25 protein-coding genes are annotated in these 13517 nt (G+C 38.3%); all 25 read right to left on the bottom strand.

The genetic code is table 11. The features are described from left to right. Nucleotide 1: 1 nt before the first annotated feature. Complete coding sequence (gene rplO / locus ACZ446_RS02445; protein ID WP_464393560.1) at nt 2–445, bottom strand: 50S ribosomal protein L15; 444 nt, start codon at nt 443–445, stop codon at nt 2–4. 19 nt (nt 446–464) lie between these two features. Then, nucleotides 465–965 (bottom strand): 30S ribosomal protein S5, encoded by a 501-nt coding sequence (rpsE, locus tag ACZ446_RS02440; protein WP_073159821.1) that lies wholly within the window; start codon nt 963–965, stop codon nt 465–467. Nucleotides 966–981: 16 nt separating this feature from the next. After that, complete coding sequence (gene rplR / locus ACZ446_RS02435; RefSeq protein ID WP_464393559.1) at nt 982–1338, bottom strand: 50S ribosomal protein L18; 357 nt, start codon at nt 1336–1338, stop codon at nt 982–984. Nucleotides 1339–1356: 18 nt separating this feature from the next. Then, nucleotides 1357–1890, bottom strand: a complete 534-nt coding sequence (gene rplF / locus ACZ446_RS02430; RefSeq protein WP_464393558.1) for a 50S ribosomal protein L6 — start codon at nt 1888–1890, stop codon at nt 1357–1359. 41 nt (nt 1891–1931) lie between these two features. Next, nucleotides 1932–2330, bottom strand: coding sequence for a 30S ribosomal protein S8 (rpsH, locus tag ACZ446_RS02425; protein WP_464393557.1), 399 nt, complete (start codon nt 2328–2330; stop codon nt 1932–1934). A 20-nt stretch (nt 2331–2350) separates the two neighbouring features. Next, nucleotides 2351–2536, bottom strand: coding sequence for a type Z 30S ribosomal protein S14 (locus tag ACZ446_RS02420; RefSeq protein WP_073159829.1), 186 nt, complete (start codon nt 2534–2536; stop codon nt 2351–2353). Between the two features lie 28 nt (nt 2537–2564). After that, a complete protein-coding gene (gene rplE / locus ACZ446_RS02415) occupies nt 2565–3104 on the bottom strand; it encodes a 50S ribosomal protein L5 (protein WP_464393556.1) in 540 nt (179 codons plus the stop codon). Nucleotides 3105–3126: 22 nt separating this feature from the next. Continuing rightward, entirely contained in the window at nt 3127–3441 is a 315-nt protein-coding gene (rplX, locus tag ACZ446_RS02410) for a 50S ribosomal protein L24 (RefSeq protein ID WP_464393555.1), read from the bottom strand. Between the two features lie 15 nt (nt 3442–3456). Then, nucleotides 3457–3825 (bottom strand): 50S ribosomal protein L14, encoded by a 369-nt coding sequence (gene rplN, locus ACZ446_RS02405; protein ID WP_464393554.1) that lies wholly within the window; start codon nt 3823–3825, stop codon nt 3457–3459. A gap of 29 nt (nt 3826–3854) precedes the next feature. After that, entirely contained in the window at nt 3855–4109 is a 255-nt protein-coding gene (gene rpsQ, locus ACZ446_RS02400) for a 30S ribosomal protein S17 (RefSeq protein ID WP_464393553.1), read from the bottom strand. 24 nt (nt 4110–4133) lie between these two features. Further along, on the bottom strand, nt 4134–4337 hold the full coding sequence (gene rpmC / locus ACZ446_RS02395) for a 50S ribosomal protein L29 (protein ID WP_089655130.1): 204 nt from the start codon (nt 4335–4337) through the stop codon (nt 4134–4136). Next, a complete protein-coding gene (gene rplP / locus ACZ446_RS02390) occupies nt 4327–4761 on the bottom strand; it encodes a 50S ribosomal protein L16 (protein WP_005487011.1) in 435 nt (144 codons plus the stop codon). Before rplP ends, rpmC begins: the two co-directional genes overlap by 11 nt. A 29-nt stretch (nt 4762–4790) precedes the next feature. After that, nucleotides 4791–5435: a 30S ribosomal protein S3 gene (gene rpsC, locus ACZ446_RS02385; RefSeq protein ID WP_464393552.1), complete on the bottom strand. Its 645-nt coding sequence runs from the start codon at nt 5433–5435 to the stop codon at nt 4791–4793. 3 nt (nt 5436–5438) lie between these two features. Then, on the bottom strand, nt 5439–5780 hold the full coding sequence (rplV, locus tag ACZ446_RS02380; RefSeq protein WP_464393551.1) for a 50S ribosomal protein L22: 342 nt from the start codon (nt 5778–5780) through the stop codon (nt 5439–5441). 32 nt (nt 5781–5812) lie between these two features. After that, complete coding sequence (rpsS, locus tag ACZ446_RS02375) at nt 5813–6097, bottom strand: 30S ribosomal protein S19 (protein ID WP_111572420.1); 285 nt, start codon at nt 6095–6097, stop codon at nt 5813–5815. Nucleotides 6098–6115: 18 nt separating this feature from the next. Next, complete coding sequence (gene rplB / locus ACZ446_RS02370) at nt 6116–6952, bottom strand: 50S ribosomal protein L2 (protein WP_464393550.1); 837 nt, start codon at nt 6950–6952, stop codon at nt 6116–6118. A 27-nt stretch (nt 6953–6979) separates the two neighbouring features. After that, nucleotides 6980–7270, bottom strand: coding sequence for a 50S ribosomal protein L23 (rplW, locus tag ACZ446_RS02365; RefSeq protein ID WP_464393549.1), 291 nt, complete (start codon nt 7268–7270; stop codon nt 6980–6982). After that, a complete protein-coding gene (rplD, locus tag ACZ446_RS02360) occupies nt 7267–7896 on the bottom strand; it encodes a 50S ribosomal protein L4 (RefSeq protein ID WP_464393548.1) in 630 nt (209 codons plus the stop codon). The genes rplW and rplD overlap by 4 nt, the downstream gene beginning before the upstream one ends. A 25-nt stretch (nt 7897–7921) precedes the next feature. Further along, nucleotides 7922–8542: a 50S ribosomal protein L3 gene (gene rplC, locus ACZ446_RS02355; protein ID WP_464393547.1), complete on the bottom strand. Its 621-nt coding sequence runs from the start codon at nt 8540–8542 to the stop codon at nt 7922–7924. A 21-nt stretch (nt 8543–8563) separates the two neighbouring features. Further along, on the bottom strand, nt 8564–8875 hold the full coding sequence (rpsJ, locus tag ACZ446_RS02350; protein WP_014553831.1) for a 30S ribosomal protein S10: 312 nt from the start codon (nt 8873–8875) through the stop codon (nt 8564–8566). 85 nt (nt 8876–8960) lie between these two features. Then, on the bottom strand, nt 8961–10154 hold the full coding sequence (tuf, locus tag ACZ446_RS02345; protein WP_464393536.1) for an elongation factor Tu: 1194 nt from the start codon (nt 10152–10154) through the stop codon (nt 8961–8963). 25 nt (nt 10155–10179) lie between these two features. Continuing rightward, a complete protein-coding gene (gene fusA / locus ACZ446_RS02340) occupies nt 10180–12246 on the bottom strand; it encodes an elongation factor G (protein ID WP_464393546.1) in 2067 nt (688 codons plus the stop codon). 48 nt (nt 12247–12294) lie between these two features. Beyond that, complete coding sequence (gene rpsG, locus ACZ446_RS02335; protein WP_464393545.1) at nt 12295–12762, bottom strand: 30S ribosomal protein S7; 468 nt, start codon at nt 12760–12762, stop codon at nt 12295–12297. Between the two features lie 14 nt (nt 12763–12776). Further along, nucleotides 12777–13148, bottom strand: coding sequence for a 30S ribosomal protein S12 (gene rpsL / locus ACZ446_RS02330; protein WP_005488205.1), 372 nt, complete (start codon nt 13146–13148; stop codon nt 12777–12779). 20 nt (nt 13149–13168) lie between these two features. Beyond that, complete coding sequence (locus tag ACZ446_RS02325) at nt 13169–13411, bottom strand: ribosomal L7Ae/L30e/S12e/Gadd45 family protein (protein WP_464393544.1); 243 nt, start codon at nt 13409–13411, stop codon at nt 13169–13171. Nucleotides 13412–13517 lie beyond the last annotated feature (106 nt).

Here is a 13517-nt window from a genome sequence, read left to right as displayed (position 1 = left end):
CTTAAATCACCTCTGACTTTCCGCCAGCAGCTTCTATTTTCTTTCTGGCAGAAGCAGTAAATGCCTGTGCTTTAACATCAAGGGCAACATTAACTTCACCTTTGCCTAAAATTTTAACACCATTTTTAGCAATGTTATCAATAACTCCCTGATCTAATAACACCTCAGGTGTTACAGTTTCATCAGCATTAAATCTGTTTAATTGATATACATTTACTTCATTAAATTCTTTTTTAAATTTATTGTTAAATCCTCGTTTTGGAAGACGTCTGAATAGTGGAGTTTGACCACCTTCAAATGTAGGGCGTACTCTTCCTCCCGCACGAGAGTTCTGTCCATTTGCACCTCTACCGGAAGTATAGCCGCTTCCAGAGCCAGTACCGCGACCAACTCTTTTACGATTTTTCTTATATCCAGCAGCAGGCTTAAGATTATTTAATTTCATCCTTACACCTCCTTAATATTTATCCAATTAATTCTTCTACAGATTTACCTCTTAATTTGGCAACTTGTTCTGCACTTTTAAGTTCACTTAGACCTGTAATTGTAGCATTGATCATATTAATCGGATTTGATGTTCCCAGAGATTTAGTTAAAATATCACTAATACCTGCAAGTTCGATTACCGCACGTACAGGACCACCAGCAATAACACCAGTACCAGGAGCAGCGGGCTTTAGTAATACTCTACCTGCACCAAAAACTCCAGTTTTCTCATGGGGAATTGTAGTATCTACAATTGGAACTTCGATTAACTCTTTTTTAGCTGCATCAATACCTTTTCTGATGGCTTCAGGTACTTCGTTTGCTTTACCAATACCTGCACCAACATGGCCTTCTCCGTCCCCTACAACTACTAGGGCACTAAAGCTAAATCTGCGGCCACCTTTTACAACCTTAGCAACACGGTTAATATTAACTACGCGCTCCTCAAGGTCGAGTTTATCAGCGTTAATTTTACTCATTAATTTACCTCCTTATTTAAAACTTTAGCCCTTCCTCCCGGGCAGCATCAGCCAGAGCTTTTACTCGGCCGTGATATTTATATCCACTTCTGTCAAATACTACTGTATCTACACCCTTTTCCAGTGCTCTACTTGCAGCTAACTCTCCTACTTTTTTAGCAGCATCTTTGTTGCTTGCTGCTTCAATCGAATCGCGAAGAGCTGGATCGAGAGTAGATGCAGAAGCAATAGTTTCTCCAGATAAATCATCTATAATCTGCACATAAATATGCTTTAAACTGCGGGTTACATTCATTCTTGGACGGTTAGGTGTACCCACAACTTTATTTCTAATTCTCTGATGGCGTTTTTGTCTTGCTTCTCTTTTTCCCATCACTTTCACTCCTTTCTATTAACCAGTTTTACCAACCTTACGTCTAATATGTTCTCCAACATATTTAATTCCTTTACCTTTGTAAGGTTCTGGTTTTCTTACTTCACGAATCTTAGCGGCTGTATCTCCAACACGCTGCTTATCAATACCTTTAACTGTGATATTTGTATTTTTTTCAACCTCAAATGAAATATCACCTTCAGCTTCAATAATTACTGGGTGAGAATATCCAACTTCAAGCTTCAGTTTATCTCCCTGAACCTGAGCATTATATCCTACACCTACCATTTCTAATTTCTTTTCAAAGCCTTTGCTGACACCTTCAACCATACCTTCGATTAAGCTTCTAACTAATCCGTGCATGGAGCGTGATTCAATATCTTCACCATTGCGTTCAACGACAATCTCGTTGTCTTCGACTTTGATATCAATACCAGCTTTAAAAGTTCTTTCTAATTCACCTAATGGGCCCTTAACTTTTACAGTCTGACCATCAACGTTAACTTCAACTTTTTCTGGTATTTCAATAGGTAGATCACCAATACGTGACATAAATTTCACCTCCGTAGATTTTATCTAAAGAAGCTCTCTAATTACCAAACATAACAGAGAACTTCTCCACCGATTCCTTTTTCTCTTGCTTCTTTATCACTCATAACACCCTGGGAAGTAGAAATCACAGCGATTCCTAAACCTCCTAGTACCTGAGGCACTTCATCTTTACCTACATATACTCTTAAACCAGGCTTACTGATTCTTTTAATTCCACTGATTACTTTTTCATCATTATCTCCGTACTTTAAATACACCCGAATCATGTTCTGAGGTTTTCTTTCAACTAATTTTACATCATTAATGAAACCTTCATCTTTTAGAAGTTCACCAATGCTGGTTTTAACCTTAGAAGCGGGAATATCAACTCTATCTTTCCCTACACTATTAGCATTGCGAATCCGGGTCAGCATATCTGCTATTGGATCTGTTAAATTCATTTACAAACCTCCTTCCAGTTTTACCAGCTTGCTTTTTTAACTCCAGGAATTTCGCCTTTGTGGGCTAATTCTCGGAAACAAATTCTGCATAAATCAAACTTTCTCATATATCCACGTGAACGTCCACATCTACTGCAGCGATTCACTTTACGTGTCTCAAATTTAGGCTCTTTATTGGCCTTTTCGATTAGAGCTTTACGTGCCAAACTAAACCCCCCTTAAATTTATAGGTCTTTACTTCTTATAAGGCATTCCCATTAATGATAATAGTTCAAATGCTTCTTCATCTGTTTCAGCAGAGGTTACAATAGTAATCTCCATACCATGAACATCATCAACATCATCAATATTAATTTCAGGGAAAACAGTGTGCTCACTTATTCCTAAACTGTAATTACCGCGACCGTCAAATGATTTAGGAGATACACCTCTAAAATCTCGGATACGTGGCATTGTAATATTAATCAATTTATATAAAAACTCAAACATCTGCTCACCGCGAAGAGTAACTTTTACTCCAACCGGCATACCTTCTCTAATTTTGAAATTAGCGATAGATTTTTTTGCACGAGTTACAGTAGGACTCTGTCCTGTTATTCTTGCGATCTCATCAACAACAGTATCCAGAAGTTTAGTATCTTCTTTAGCATCTCCTAACCCAACATTAACAACAACTTTTTCTAGCTTTGGAGCTTCCATTACATTGTTGTAATTAAACTTCTCCATTAGTTGAGGTAGAATTTCTTCTTTATATTCATTAGCTAATACTGACATTTCTGGACCTCCTTCCGCTTATTTATTTATCAACAACTTCGTCACATTTTTTGCATTTTCTTACTTTAGTTCCGTCATCTAAACGTTCTGCGCCAACCCTTGTCTTTTCGTCACAACGGGGGCAGACGAGCTGAACATTTGAAGCATGAATTGCTGCTTCGTTTTCTATAATTCCACCCTGCGGCATATCCTGAGTAGGACTTACATGACGGTGTACAATATTAACACCCTCAACAATTACGCGATCTTTTTTAGGAATTACTTTTAAAATCTCACCGCGCTTACCTTTATCCTTTCCGGATATAACTTCCACAGTGTCACCTTTTTTAATTCTCAATCCAATCCCCTCCTTCTATAATACCTCCGGTGCAAGGGAGATAATCTTCATATAATTCTTTTCCCTCAGTTCACGGGTCACAGGACCAAAAATACGTGTACCCTTAGGATTATTGTTGTCATCGATTATTACTGCTGCATTTTCATCAAATCTAATATAGGTGCCGTCTTTGCGCTTTAAAGATTTTTTGGTTCTAACAACTACTGCTTTAGCAACCTCACCCTTTTTCACCATTCCATTTGGAATAGCTTCTTTAACGCTGACTACTATTACATCTCCAACTTTAGCATATTTCTTTTTGGAGCCTCCAAGTACCTTAATACATAAAAGTTCTCGGGCACCTGAATTATCCGCTACCTTTAAACGGCTTTCAGATTGTATCATTTTCAGGCCCTCCTTTCTACTACCAGGACTTATTTTGCTTTTTCAATAATTTCTACTAAACGCCATCTCTTTGTCTTGCTTAATGGACGTGTTTCCATAATTCTTACAATGTCACCTTCATTACATACATTCTCTTCATCATGAGCTGTATACTTTTTAGTTTTCTTTACAACTCTTTTATATTTAGGATGCTGTGTTCTGCGCTCTACAGCGACAGTGATAGTTTTATCTCTTTTATCACTAACTACAACACCTTTACGCTCTTTACGACTATTTCTTTCCATGAGAAACCTCCTTTCAAAAAAGAATTAAGCCCTTTCGATACCTAGTTCTCTTTCCCGCAGAACAGTTTTAATTCGGGCAATAATTCTTTTAACCTCTTTAATCCTCATTGGATTATCCAACTGTGCTGTTGCATGTTGGAAGCGAAGGTTAAATAACTCTTCTTTAAATTCGCGGGCTTTCTGTTCTAACTCTGCTTCTGTTAAATTTCTTAATTCATCAGCTCTCATCGGCCTCACCATCCATTCCCTCTCTTGCTACAAATTTAGTTTTAATAGGCAGTTTGTGAGATGCAAGGCGCATCGCTTCTCTGGCAACCTCTTCCGGTACACCAGCCAGCTCAAACATAATTCTACCTGGTTTTACTACAGCTACCCATTTCTCAGGTGCACCTTTACCACTACCCATACGTGTTTCAGCAGGTTTTGCGGTTACAGGCTTGTCTGGGAATATTTTGATCCAAACTTTACCTCCACGCTTAATGCTTCTAGTAAGGGCAACACGAGCAGCCTCTATCTGTCTATTGGTAATCCATACGGGTTCTAAAGCCTGTAGGCCATATTCACCAAAAGTGATTTTATTCCCCCGATGAGCTTTACCTTTCATTCTTCCTCTCATTTGCTTACGATGTTTTACTCTTTTAGGTACTAACATCAAAGAGCCTCCTTTCCTACATAATCTATCTATTCATCATCTATTTCTGGAAGTATTTCTCCCTTATTAATCCAAACTTTAACTCCAATTAATCCATATGTTGTGTCTGCTTCTGCAAAACCATAGTCAATATCAGCTCTTAGTGTGTGCATTGGAACACTACCTTCACTGTAGCCTTCACGTCTTGCCATTTCTGCTCCACCAAGACGGCCGCTGCTCTGAACTTTGAAACCTTCAGCGCCCATGCGCATTGCACGATTCATTGCCTGCTTCATTGCTCTACGGAAAGAAATTCTTCTTACCAACTGAGAAGCAATATTTTCAGCAACTAATTGAGCATTCATTTCAGGATCTTTAACCTCTACAACATTGATTTGTACAGTTTTACCAGTTAAAGCTTCAATTTCATTTCTTAATGCTTCTACTTCTGATCCACCACGGCCAATAACCATTCCGGGTCTAGCAGTGTGAACATCTAATTTTAATCTATTTGCAGCTCTTTCGATTACAACTTTAGAAATTCCAGCTTCAAACATTTTCTCCTTAACATGACTTCTGATCTCACGGTCTTCAGTTAAAAGCTTAGAATAATCACTCTTATCCGCATACCATTTTGCATCCCAATCTTTTATAACTCCAACTCGGAGACCATGTGGATTTATTTTATTACCCAAATTCTATCCCTCCTTTGTATCGCTTAAAACGATTGTGATATGGCTTGTTCTTTTATTAATAGGGCTAGCCGATCCCTGAGCACGTGCTTTCCATCTTTTCATTGTAGGACCCTCATCAACAAAAGCTCTCTTTACGTAAAGGTCATCTACAAACATATCATGATTATTTTCAGCATTTGCTGTAGCTGAATTTAATACTTTCTCTACCATCTTAGCAGCTTTTTTTGGTGTGCTTTTTAAAATTGCAACTGCTGTATTAACGTCCTTACCCTTAATCAAATCTGTAACCAGACGTGCTTTGCGGGCAGTAATACGCAGGTGCTTTGCAACTGCTTTTGCTTCCATTTTAAAACCCCCTTACTCTATAACAATATTTCCTATTTAAGTGCTGTTGAACGTTCTGTATGGCGGCTGTGACCTCTAAAGATTCTGGTTGGAGCAAATTCTCCTAATTTATGTCCTACCATTTCTTCAGATATATATACTGGCACATGTTTGCGACCATCATGGACAGCAATTGTATGTCCAACCATTTCAGGGAAAATGGTTGAGCTTCTAGACCAGGTTTTAACAACCTGCTTTTTTCCACTCTCATTCATTTCTCTGATTTTGGCAATAAGTTTTTCTGAGACGAAAGGTCCCTTTTTTATAGATCTAGCCATCAATAATCCTCCTTTCTACTATTTGCGCTTCTTAGCGTGACGTGAACGGATAATGTACTTATCTGAGCGCTTTGGTTTACGTGTCTTTTTACCCATAGTAGGTTTACCCCACGGAGTTACAGGATGTCTACCAGCAGGTGATTTACCTTCTCCACCACCGTGTGGGTGGTCATGAGGATTCATAACTACACCGCGTACATGAGGTCTTTTACCTTTCCAGCGGCTGCGTCCGGCTTTACCAACTGTAATATTTTCGTGGTCAATGTTTCCGACCTGTCCAATAGTTGCCTTACAAACCTGGTGAATCAATCTTACTTCACCTGAAGGCATCTTTAAATGTACAAATTTACCTTCTTTAGCAAGAACCTGTGCCATTGTTCCAGCAGAACGTGCAATCTGGCCACCTTTTCCTGCCTGCATTTCTACATTGTGTACAATCGTACCTACAGGAATATCTTTTAACTGAAGTGCATTCCCTGCAGTAATATCTGCAGCTGCACCAGTATCAAGTGTGTCACCAACTTCTACTTTGTTTGGCGCAAGAATATATCTTTTTTCTCCATCTGCATACTGCAGCAGCGCAATTCTTGCAGAACGATTTGGATCATATTCTATAGTCTTAACTTTAGCAGGAATTCCATCTTTATCCCGCTTAAAATCTATAATACGATAGCGGCGCTTATGTCCACCACCCTGATGACGGCTGGTAATTCTACCATTCGCGTTACGGCCACCCTTTCTTTTTAAAGGAGCCAATAGGCTCTTTTCAGGCTTGTCTGTTGTAATTTCATCAAAACTAGCAACAGTCATATAACGCCTTGAAGGTGTGGTTGGTTTAAAACTTTTAATCGCCATCTTATTTCCCTCCTTTTAAATTATTTTTTAGAGGCCTTCGTAAATTTCTATTTCATCGCCCTCAGCCAGCTTAACTAAAGCTTTTTTCCAGTCTGGCTTTTTACCAACATGGAAGCCGAGTCTTCTTTTTTTACCTCTAATATTCATTGTATTAACATTTATAACATTTACAGAGAAGATCTCTTCTACTGCATTTCTAATTTCAATTTTATTTGCATTTTTGGCAACCTTAAACGTATAAGTATTTGCCTCCTGCATTTGTTCCATAGTATTTTCAGAAATAATAGGTGCTATGATTATATCTCTTGCATCTTTCATTCGCCCAGCACCTCCTCAACCATCTTAACCGCTTCTTCGATAAAAATAACCATTTCATTATCTAAAAGATCATATGCATTAATTGAACCGGCAAGCAGAGTTTTTACATTAGGAATATTTCTAGCTGAAAGATATAAGTTCTCATCCTTTTCAGGCATTACTAAGACAACTTTTTTATCTTCTAGTTTTAAATCAGCTAAAATATTAACTACTGCTTTAGTTTTAGGTTGATCTAATTCAATTTTATCAACTAAAATCAGCTCATCTCTCTGCACCTTATCAGTTAAGACAGATCTTAAAGCTAATCTTCTCATTTTTTTGGTAAGCTTTTTATCATAACTGCGGGGAGAAGGTCCAAATGTGATTCCTCCACCTACCCATAAAGGAGAACGAATACTTCCGTGACGAGCACGTCCAGTACCTTTCTGTCTCCATGGTTTACGGCCACCACCGCGAACTTTACCTCTAGTTTTTGTAGAAGCATTTCCGCCTCTTCTAGCAGCTAATTGTGCATTAACTACCTGGTGTACAACATGTTTATTTATTTTATCATCAAAAACAGAATCGTTTAATTCTACTTTTTCGAGTTCTTTTCCACTCTGATTGAATTTTGTTACCTGCGGCATCAAAAATCCTCCTTTCTAAACTTATTTAGTTGTTAACAGATTTGATTTCAAGCACTGTTTTTTTAGCTCCTGGTACTGGACCAGCAATCAATAAAACATTGCGCTCTACGTCAACTTTTACAATTTCTAAATTTCTTTCAGTAACTCTATTATGACCCATTCTTCCGGGCATTTTAAAGCCTTTAAATACTCTTCTAGCATCTACAGCACCAATAGAACCTGGTGCACGATGGAAATGTGAACCGTGTGTTTTGGGTCCTGCATTGTGATTCCATCTTTTAATATTACCGGCAAATCCTTTACCTTTGGAAACACCACTAACATTAACCTTTTCTCCTACTTCGAAGAGATCAGCTTTAATTTCACTACCTTCACTTAATTCCATATCTAAACCTTTAAACTCTCTTAAATGCTTCTTAGGTTCAATATCACGGCTTTCAAATTGACCAAGTTCCGGTTTGTTAAGTCTGTGCTTTTTAACTTCTCCAAATCCAAGCTGTACTGAATTATATCCATCTTTTTCTGTAGTTTTGATCTGTGTAACAACACAGGGACCGGCCTCAACTACAGTTACAGGTACCAGCTCTCCATTATCTTTAAAATACTGAGTCATCCCCAGTTTTTTTCCTAATATAGCTTTCGCCATGGCCTAATACACCTCCTGACATTAAAGTTTAATTTCTATATTTACTCCTGCGGGCAAATCAAGCCTCATCAGTGAGTCTACAGTTTTTGATGTAGGATCGAGAATATCGATCAATCTTTTATGTGTTCTCATTTCAAATTGTTCTCTTGCATCTTTATGAACATGAGGTGAGCGAAGTACTGTAAATACCTCTTTCTCTGTTGGTAAAGGTACTGGACCAGATACATCTGCACCAGTTCTCTCAGCAGTAGCAACAATCTTCTCTGCTGATTGATCCAGGAGCTCATGTTCAAAAGCTTTAAGGCGAATCCTAATTTTTTCGTGTTTTGCCATTTGCTTACCTCCTTAATCTTTACGATTTAAGCTCAGTTAGGAGCATAGAAAAAGCGAGGAGGATGCCTCCTCTGCTCTTTTATATTTACTCAATAATTTCAGTTACAACTCCAGCTCCTACTGTGTGACCACCTTCACGGATTGCAAAACGTAGTCCTTCTTCCATAGCTATTGGAGTGATTAGCTCTCCTGTCATCTCAATGTTATCTCCAGGCATTACCATGTCTACTCCTTCTGGTAACTGAATGTTTCCTGTTACATCTGTTGTACGGAAGTAGAACTGTGGTCTGTATCCATCAAAGAATGGTGTGTGTCTTCCACCCTCATCTTTACTTAATACATAAACTTCTGCATAGAACTTTGTATGTGGTGTAATACTTCCTGGCTTTGCCAGTACCTGACCTCTCTCGATGTCTTCTCTTTTTACACCTCTTAATAATGCTCCAATGTTATCTCCTGCTACTGCTTCGTCTAACATCTTACGGAACATCTCTACTCCTGTTACTACTGTTGTTTCTGTTTCTTTAATTCCTACAATCTCTACCTCGTCTGATGGATGTAAAGTTCCTCTCTCAATACGTCCTGTCGCTACTGTTCCACGTCCTGTGATTGAGAATACATCCTCTACAGGCATTAAGAATGGCTTTTCTGTATCTCTTTCTGGCTCTGGAATGTAGCTATCTACTGCATCCATAAGCTCGATGATCTTCTTACCCCATTCTCCTTCTGGATCTCCGTTTTCAGCTGCTTTTAAAGCTGATCCTACTATTACCGGAATATCGTCTCCTGGGAAGTCATATTCGCTTAAGAGTTCTCTTACTTCCATTTCTACTAGTTCGATTAACTCTTCATCGTCTACCATATCTGCTTTGTTTAAGAATACTACGATTGATGGTACACCAACCTGGCGAGCTAAAAGAATATGCTCTCTTGTCTGTGGCATTGGGCCATCTGCTGCAGATACTACCAAAATTGCTCCGTCCATCTGTGCTGCTCCTGTAATCATGTTCTTTACATAGTCAGCGTGTCCTGGACAGTCTACGTGAGCATAGTGTCTTGACTCTGTTTCATACTCTACGTGAGAAGTCGCAATTGTAATTCCTCTTTCTTTTTCTTCTGGAGCATTATCGATTGAATCAAATGCTCTTACTTCTGCTCCACCATAGTTTGCTAACACATTTGTGATTGCTGCTGTTAGTGTTGTTTTCCCATGGTCAACATGTCCTATTGTTCCTATGTTAACATGTGGTTTTGTTCTTTCAAATTTTGCTTTTGCCATTTTTTATTCCTCCTTAAAAATTTATCTATTCTCCAATAATTTCTTTAGCAATACTCTTTGGTGCCTGCTCATAATGTGAGAACTGCATTGTATAAGTTGCTCTACCCTGAGTTTTAGAACGAAGATCAGTTGAGTAACCAAACATCTCAGAAAGAGGTACATGAGCACTAACAACCTGAGCATTACCTCTAGGTTCCATACCTTCAACTTTTCCACGACGTCCGTTTAAGTCACCCATAACATCTCCCATATATTCTTCAGGAGTTACAACTTCAACACTCATTACAGGTTCTAAAATAGCAGGTGCTGCTTTTTTAGCTCCTTCTCTGAAGCCCATTGAACCAGCAATTTTAAATGCCATTTCAGAAGAGTCAACATCATGATAACTACCATCATTCAGTGTTACTTTAACATCCACAACCGGATAACCAGCAATAATTCCATTTTCCATTGCTTCTACAATTCCATCTTCAACAGAAGGAATATATTCGCGTGGAATTGATCCACCAGTAATTTTATCTTCAAATTCAAAACCTTCGCCTGCTTCTTGTGGCTCAATGTCCATTACAACATGTCCATACTGTCCACGACCACCAGACTGACGGATGAATTTACCTTCAACACCAGTAACTTTCTTAGTAATTGTTTCTCTGTAAGCTACCTTAGGTTTACCAATATTAGCATCAACTTTGAATTCTCTTAAGAGGCGGTCAACAATAACTTCCAGATGTAATTCTCCCATACCTTCAATAATTGTCTGTCCTGTCTCTTCATCAGTATGAACTCTAAAAGTTGGATCCTCTTCAGCTAATCTTTGTAAAGCTTCACCAAGTTTATCCTGGTCAGCTTTACTCTTAGGCTCAATCGCAACACCAATAACTGGTTCAGGGAATTCCATTGCCTCTAATATAATTGGATTATCCTGATCACAAATTGTGTCACCAGTACTTGTGTTTTTAAGACCAACTAAAGCCCCAAGGTCACCAGCATAAATTACATCTCTTTCTTCCCGGCGGTTAGCATGCATCTGCAAGATACGTCCTACTCTTTCACGAATATCAGCTGTCGCATTATAAACATAAGAACCAGCTTCTAAAGTTCCAGAATATGATCTAAAGAATGCTAATTTACCAACATATGGGTCAGACATAATTTTGAATGCTAAACCAGAAAATGGTTCATCATCAGCAGCCTTTCTTACCTCAGTTTCTTCAGTTTCAGGATTAAATCCTTCAATAGGTGGTACATCAGTTGGAGAAGGTAAATAATCTAAAACTGCATCCAGTAACATCTGTACACCTTTGTTTTTAAAGGCAGATCCACACAATACTGGAATTACATTTACATTAAGTACTGCCTGACGTAGTAATTGTTTAATATCATCTGTACTTACTTCACCTTCTAAATATTTCATCATAAATTCGTCATCTTCTTCAGCCAGAACTTCCATTAAAATTTCTCTGTACTCTTCTGCCTGTTCTTTCATATCTTCAGGTATCTCAACTCTATCAAAATTAACACCAAGCTCATCTTCATAAACAATAGCGTCCATTTCTACTAAGTCAACAACACCATCAAATCTATCTTCACTTCCTATTGGAAGCTGAATTGGAACTGCATTGGCTCCAAGTCTATCTTTCATCATATCTACAGCTCTGAAAAAGTCAGCTCCTGTTCTATCCATTTTATTAACAAATGCAATTCTAGGAACTCCATATTTATCAGCCTGTCTCCATACAGTTTCAGATTGTGGTTCAACACCACCAACAGAACAGAACAAAGCAATTGCCCCGTCTAAAACTCTCAAGGATCTTTCTACCTCAACTGTGAAGTCCACGTGTCCGGGCGTATCTATAATGTTAATTCGATTTTCACGCCACTGACAGGTAGTAGCAGCAGAGGTAATTGTAATTCCTCTTTCCTGTTCCTGCTCCATCCAGTCCATAACAGATGCACCATCATGAGTTTCACCCATTTTATGAACTCGACCTGTATAGTATAAAATTCTTTCTGTTGTAGTTGTCTTACCTGCATCAATATGTGCCATAATACCAATGTTACGTGTTTTTTCTAGTGGAAATTGTCGGGCCACTATTCTCCCCCCTTATATAAAAATTATATACATCATCACGCAACTAAATTACCATCTATAATGTGCAAAAGCTCTATTGGCTTCAGCCATACGATGGACTTCTTCTTTCTTTCTAACTGCGCCGCCTGTATTGTTATATGCGTCTGTAATTTCTCCAGCAATTCTCTCTCTCATAGTTCTTTCATTACGACCTCTAGCAGCTGTCACTAACCAGCGTAATGCTAAAGTTCTTTTTCTATCTTCATCCACTTCTACTGGTACCTGATAGTTTGAACCACCAACACGTCTTGATTTAACTTCAAGAGCGGGTTTGATATTTTCCAGCGCTTCATTAACCACTGTTAAACCCTCTTCACCAGTTCTTTCGGAGATGATATCAAGAGCACTGTAAAATGCTTTTTCTGCCAGTCCTTTTTTGCCGTCCAACATTAATTTGTTAATAATTCTGCTGACAACAACATTATCATATACTGGATCTGGTAATACATCTCTTTTTTCTGCTCTATTTTTGCGCACTAAAATCCCTCCTTTTACTTAGGTTTTTTTACACCATACTTGGAACGTCCCTGTTTTCTGTCTTCTACACCAGCTGTATCTAGTGCTCCTCTAACAATATGATATCTAACACCTGGTAAATCTTTTACTCTTCCACCTCGTACTAACACAACAGAGTGTTCCTGTAAATTATGTCCAATTCCTGGAATATAGGCTGTTACCTCTTTTCCATTAGTTAAACGTACACGAGCTACTTTTCTTAAAGCTGAGTTAGGCTTTTTTGGAGTAGCAGTATATACTCTAGTACAGACACCCCTTTTCTGTGGAGAACCCTCCAAAGCAGGAGCGGAAGTCTTCTTTTTAGTCTTTTCTCGTCCTTTACGAATCAACTGACTAATTGTCGGCATGCAATCCCACCTCCTTCCAATTATTTCAATAGAGCTGCAGAAGCTGCAGAAACATCGATTCCACAAATTCTGCCCAATTCATTTTTGCTTTCTACAATCTCAAAAGGAATATTATTATCATTAACAGCCTTAAGTATTTCTTTTTTTAAAGGCTGGTCAATATCTTTAGCTAAAAATATCTTTTTTACCTGATTGTTTGCTATAGCTTTTAAAGTCTGCTTGCTGCCTACTAACAGTTCAGCACCGCATTTATCGCTTAGCATTTTAACCAAACCTCCAGATCAAACTTTGTTGAGCACACTTAAGTATTTTAACAGCTTTACTATGACATGTCAAGCAAAAATCAAAAAGAGTTTTCCCTTTTTTTGA

Source organism: Halanaerobium sehlinense (assembly GCF_055379485.1).
This window is presented reverse-complemented; position numbering and strand designations above follow the sequence as displayed.

What these genes read in the sequence shown, in the direction of transcription:
- rplO (WP_464393560.1), bottom strand. Translation starts at nt 445, where the DNA reads ATGAAATTAAATAATCTTAAGCCTGCTGCTGGATATAAGAAAAATCGT.
- rpsE (WP_073159821.1), bottom strand. Translation starts at nt 965, where the DNA reads ATGAGTAAAATTAACGCTGATAAACTCGACCTTGAGGAGCGCGTAGTT.
- rplR (WP_464393559.1), bottom strand. Translation starts at nt 1,338, where the DNA reads ATGGGAAAAAGAGAAGCAAGACAAAAACGCCATCAGAGAATTAGAAAT.
- rplF (WP_464393558.1), bottom strand. Translation starts at nt 1,890, where the DNA reads ATGTCACGTATTGGTGATCTACCTATTGAAATACCAGAAAAAGTTGAA.
- rpsH (WP_464393557.1), bottom strand. Translation starts at nt 2,330, where the DNA reads ATGAATTTAACAGATCCAATAGCAGATATGCTGACCCGGATTCGCAAT.
- rplE (WP_464393556.1), bottom strand. Translation starts at nt 3,104, where the DNA reads ATGTCAGTATTAGCTAATGAATATAAAGAAGAAATTCTACCTCAACTA.
- rplN (WP_464393554.1), bottom strand. Translation starts at nt 3,825, where the DNA reads ATGATACAATCTGAAAGCCGTTTAAAGGTAGCGGATAATTCAGGTGCC.
- rpsQ (WP_464393553.1), bottom strand. Translation starts at nt 4,109, where the DNA reads ATGGAAAGAAATAGTCGTAAAGAGCGTAAAGGTGTTGTAGTTAGTGAT.
- rpmC (WP_089655130.1), bottom strand. Translation starts at nt 4,337, where the DNA reads ATGAGAGCTGATGAATTAAGAAATTTAACAGAAGCAGAGTTAGAACAG.
- rplP (WP_005487011.1), bottom strand. Translation starts at nt 4,761, where the DNA reads ATGTTAGTACCTAAAAGAGTAAAACATCGTAAGCAAATGAGAGGAAGA.
- rplV (WP_464393551.1), bottom strand. Translation starts at nt 5,780, where the DNA reads ATGGAAGCAAAAGCAGTTGCAAAGCACCTGCGTATTACTGCCCGCAAA.
- rpsS (WP_111572420.1), bottom strand. Translation starts at nt 6,097, where the DNA reads ATGGCTAGATCTATAAAAAAGGGACCTTTCGTCTCAGAAAAACTTATT.
- rplB (WP_464393550.1), bottom strand. Translation starts at nt 6,952, where the DNA reads ATGGCGATTAAAAGTTTTAAACCAACCACACCTTCAAGGCGTTATATG.
- rplW (WP_464393549.1), bottom strand. Translation starts at nt 7,270, where the DNA reads ATGAAAGATGCAAGAGATATAATCATAGCACCTATTATTTCTGAAAAT.
- rplD (WP_464393548.1), bottom strand. Translation starts at nt 7,896, where the DNA reads ATGCCGCAGGTAACAAAATTCAATCAGAGTGGAAAAGAACTCGAAAAA.
- rplC (WP_464393547.1), bottom strand. Translation starts at nt 8,542, where the DNA reads ATGGCGAAAGCTATATTAGGAAAAAAACTGGGGATGACTCAGTATTTT.
- rpsJ (WP_014553831.1), bottom strand. Translation starts at nt 8,875, where the DNA reads ATGGCAAAACACGAAAAAATTAGGATTCGCCTTAAAGCTTTTGAACAT.
- tuf (WP_464393536.1), bottom strand. Translation starts at nt 10,154, where the DNA reads ATGGCAAAAGCAAAATTTGAAAGAACAAAACCACATGTTAACATAGGA.
- rpsL (WP_005488205.1), bottom strand. Translation starts at nt 13,148, where the DNA reads ATGCCGACAATTAGTCAGTTGATTCGTAAAGGACGAGAAAAGACTAAA.
- ACZ446_RS02325 (WP_464393544.1), bottom strand. Translation starts at nt 13,411, where the DNA reads ATGCTAAGCGATAAATGCGGTGCTGAACTGTTAGTAGGCAGCAAGCAG.